Consider the following 4,236-nt stretch of genomic DNA (forward strand, 5'->3'; position numbering starts at 1 on the left):
CCACTTTATCCGTGTAGCTGCGAAAGATTGTTCTGATTTGCTTTGAAACCTCGCGGTAGAGCGCAAAATTGCTCATGATAAATATGCCCTGCGGACAAAGCTGCCAAGCTTGACTTGAGCTCATGCCGCTGTGAACACCAAACTTTCGGGCTTCATAAGAACAGGTTGAAACCACACCGCGGCTGTTGGGACTGCCACCCACAATCACACATTTTCCTTTTAAAGAGGGGTTTTCACGAATCTCAATCGCGGCAAAGTAGGCATCCATATCCACGTGGATGATTTTTCTCATTGGTTTTTGAGCAATGGTTTGGGATTAAGTGGTTCTATTTTCTGGAGAAACGGAAGAAATCCTTGTCATAACCAACGTTAAAGAAGAAATTGGTTTTACCGTCTTCTCTCAGAGCAAGTTTCAGACAAATTGGACCGGCTGGAGTATCAATCCCAGCAGAGGCAAACCAAGCCCAGATGAGGTCTTGGCTGATATTCCAAGTTTTGATACCATCGGTGTTGAGGGCCTGGGCTCCAGCTTCCAAAAACAAGATTTTGGCAGGGTTGAAAACCGCGCTCAGAGTGGCGTATTTGTATTCGGATGAGGGCATTTGATCACGTTGGTAGCCCATGAAACCTTGAGAACCACCGTAATGGAAAAGATCACGTGTGTTTTCGTCGGCATTGCCAAAATGGCTGCCCATGGAAAAACCAAACCGCAAGGAAAGCGGTTTTGCTAGTGGTGCATAGAAGTCGCAGTCCGCGCTGGCACTCTGGTATTGGACATCGCTCAATGCAGCCCAAGGCGCGTGGTTGTATTTTAGAAAAACTCTCGCACCCCGGCGTGGGAAAAGGTCTGAATCCACGCTCTCATGGTAAAGTTTGAGACCCCATCCTCCATCTTTTTGCCAGGAATGTTCAGTTAAATTGGGCGCAACCCGGTTATAAAGCTTTGATCTGCTGGCATATCCAAAAAGCTCGGCGCTGAAAAACTTGTTCAAAAAAACACCCACGGCAGGGAGAAAGCCCACATCCAGCGAATCCAAGGCTGCGAAACAGTTTCCTAAGGCGTCAAAACGTTGCACCGTGGTTTTTTGAATCCAGGGATAAAACCTTAAATAAGGAGCATTAAACTGTCCGAAATCTTTCACAAAATCAAGGTTTAAGCCAGCATTGCCGCCCAGTGAGAGACCTGCCAAAAGCTTTGAATCCGAAAATAGAACGTTGTTAAATTCAGCGAGAAGCCCGATACTGAATCTATCGTGGTTATTGTAGCTCAGATCCAAATGCAGATAGCGAGGGTCGCGTTCACGCACGTAAATAACCATGGTGTAACCATTTTGAGATGGTTCCAACACAGGATAGACCGTGTAAAACATTTTTGAATTCCAGACACGGACACAGGCATCCAAAATCTGGTCTGGAGTATAATCGAAGCCTTCCTTCAGTCCACACAGTTTAATGATGTCAGTACAAGGAGTTTGAAGGTTTTCACGGCAGATTATGCTTTCGATGTGGTATGTATCCGGTTCCGCCACTTTCTGAGGTTTTTTGAAAGCATAGCCTTCTGCCAAAAGGCTATCCCTGAAAGCCCTGATTATATCGATATTTTGGCGGGCATAATCCTCTCCTATCTGGGAGATTTTCTTTGCCTTGTAATATTCGATGCTGATATTACCAGTCAGGTCGGGCTCCAAAACCAGGTCGCAGAGTTCGAGATTCGCGTCGATGCTGGTGTGCATCCCGATGTTGATGATATGGTTCAGGATGCTATACAAGTCTCTGGGGTCATTACCTTTCACGGGGAAATTTATCTTGAGGCCCAAAACCTTGTCCGCGCCCACCTCCAAGGCTTGAACTGCGGGAAGATTTTGCAAAAGACCACCATCGATATGTGTGATTCCATCATAAGGAAAGGGGCCAATAATCACTGGAATCGAGGAAGCACCACGTACAGCCTGTTCCAACGAGCCTTCCCGATGAAGAATCAGTTCTCCAGTGTGCATGTCGATTGTATGACCCACAAAAGCGATGGGAAGCTTGTTAAAATCCCGATAGGGCGAAGCAGGCAGAAATAGGCGTGAAAATTTTTGGTCAATTAACGCGCCGGAAATAAAACCTTCCGGAAGCCTGGGGATTCCTTTTGAACTCATTGGCAGACGGAGAGTTCCATAGTCTGGCCAACGTTTGTCTTTATCAAATAAATCTCCGCGGATCTGGCGTTCAAAAACCGCGTCTATCAGGTTCGCTTCAATCATCAGGGATTCCACTTCCGCGGCGCTGTAGCCCATGCTGTAGAGAGCGCCCATCAAAGAGCCAACACTGGAACCAATCACATAATCCGGATACATTCCCTCCTCTTCAATCACTTTCAGCATGCCAAGCTGCGCAAAACCACGGGCACCGCCACCACTGAAAACGTATGCCAAACCCTTGCCAGAAAGAGGCAGCAAAAGCAGGCTCAAAGCCGCAAGTGCTGCCAGTTTCAACAGTCTTGATTTATTCAGATGGCTCTCCCTGGGAGCTGTCTGCCGGAGCAGCATCACTTCCTTTTCTCACGGGGTTTTTATAAATAAACACCACCTTGCCAAACACAGCATTGGCATCAATTTCCACCGTTCCCAAAGAGGGTTTGTTTGTAATCGGTTTTGCTGGAATGACCACTGGGCCAAACACAGCGGAGGATTCGATCTTAAAGTCAATATCGCTGGGGAGATGAACAATTGTGGAGCCGAAAACTGAATTTACCTCGATGGGATCTGAATTGGGGTCAATGTTGGTCAGATCAACGAGTTGGGAGCCGAACACGGTTGTGTGCTCATGAGATCCGGAGCTATGAACAACTCTGTGGCTATGTTTGACATTGTGGCTGCAACGCCCGCCGAACAGAAGTCTCACACCGAACATGATGATTACAATTGCAACAAAGATTTTAACCAAGGGCAAATCGACAATATTGAGCCCTTTCAGGATGAGTGAAACGCCCCAAAGCACGAGCAGAATCCCCCAAAATACGTTCGTGATGAAGAAGTTCATTTTCATCTCCTTCTCCTATATGTTCTTATATTCCAGCACTGAAAACCTGAAGCAAACGCTCGGTTTTTTCATTTATGTGTTGGTTGACTTCAAAGATTGTGTCGTCATTCACTTTTCCCAACAGGGTGAAGGGTGTGTTGTATTCAGCGCAGAGCTTGCGGATTTCTTCCAGCTTTTCAGGCGGAAAGCTGATAGCGGCACGGCTGTTGGACTCTCCAAAGTATTCAGTTTCGGGTTTATGACTCGTTTCAAAATCCAGCTTTGCGCCGAAAGTCTTGTCTGGGTTGAAACAAGCTTGAGCAAGGCTCACCAAAAGCCCACCCTGTGAAACAGGACGCGCGGAGGCAAGCAAATCTTTTTCCACCAGAGCGTTCAAGAGCTGCAACAGGTTTTTCTCTTTTTCCAAGTCCAAACTTGGAGCAGGTGGGACAGTTTCACCCATGAGTGTGTTCAGATATTGTGACCCACCCAGGCAGGAACAGGCTTCGCCCAAACAGGCAATGAGATCACCGCCGCGCTTGAACCATGGATAGCAAGCTTTGGAAGGATCTTCCAGAATTCCCAGCATGGCAATCACTGGTGTGGGCAAAATCGCGCCCTGGGGGCTTTCGTTGTAGAAAGAGACATTTCCGCCGGTGACTGGAGTTTCAAAAGCTCTGCAGGCATCACCCATGCCACGAATCGCCTGGGCAAAAGTCCAAAACACTTCCGGACGCTTGGGGCTGCCAAAATTGAGGCAGTTTGAGATTGCGATTGGCTTGGCGCCACTGCAAGCGACGTTACGTGCGGCTTCTGCAACCGCTGCTTTCGCTCCTTCGTAAGGATCCAAATAGCAATGGCGCGAATTGCAAGCCGTGGAAATCGAGATGGCTTTATTCAAACCTGGGATGTTAACCAGCGCGGCTGGAACTCCTTCCATTGGAGCAGGGTTGAATTTGGAGAGAAGGTCTTTTTTTGAAGTGATGTTTGGCTCTGCCAGAAGACGCAGAAGCATCTCATCGTGTGGAACGCTGGGGATTTCTGAAATATCGATTTGGGGAAGCTCAGGCGGTTCTTTTTGGGCAGGGGAATACACAGGAGCACCACCACCCAGGATGAGAGCATTTGCAGGAATTTGAGCCAAAAGCACGCCATTTTTCAGCACCGCCAAAAACCCATCATCAGTAACTTTTCCCGCCACAACTGCTTCCAAACCTTTGGACTTGAAGG

The 4,236-nt window shown here is 47.8% G+C and carries 4 protein-coding genes; all 4 read right to left on the reverse strand.

Going from position 1 to position 4,236, the window contains the following annotated elements; all coding sequences use genetic code 11:
- Positions 1-292 (reverse strand): DNA polymerase IV (locus tag GX135_07660; protein ID NLN85953.1); only part of this gene is annotated, 292 nt, incomplete at its 3' end.
- A 34-nt stretch (positions 293-326) separates the two neighbouring features.
- Complete coding sequence (locus tag GX135_07665) at positions 327-2,480, reverse strand: hypothetical protein (GenBank protein NLN85954.1); 2,154 nt, start codon at positions 2,478-2,480, stop codon at positions 327-329.
- A gap of 10 nt (positions 2,481-2,490) precedes the next feature.
- A complete protein-coding gene (locus tag GX135_07670; GenBank protein ID NLN85955.1) occupies positions 2,491-3,027 on the reverse strand; it encodes a cell wall-active antibiotics response protein in 537 nt (178 codons plus the stop codon).
- 25 nt (positions 3,028-3,052) lie between these two features.
- Positions 3,053-4,207 (reverse strand): hypothetical protein, encoded by a 1,155-nt coding sequence (locus tag GX135_07675; GenBank protein ID NLN85956.1) that lies wholly within the window; start codon positions 4,205-4,207, stop codon positions 3,053-3,055.
- Between the last annotated feature and the right edge of the window lie 29 nt (positions 4,208-4,236).

The organism is Candidatus Cloacimonadota bacterium (genome assembly GCA_012522635.1).
Classification (GTDB): domain Bacteria; phylum Cloacimonadota; class Cloacimonadia; order Cloacimonadales; family Cloacimonadaceae; genus Syntrophosphaera.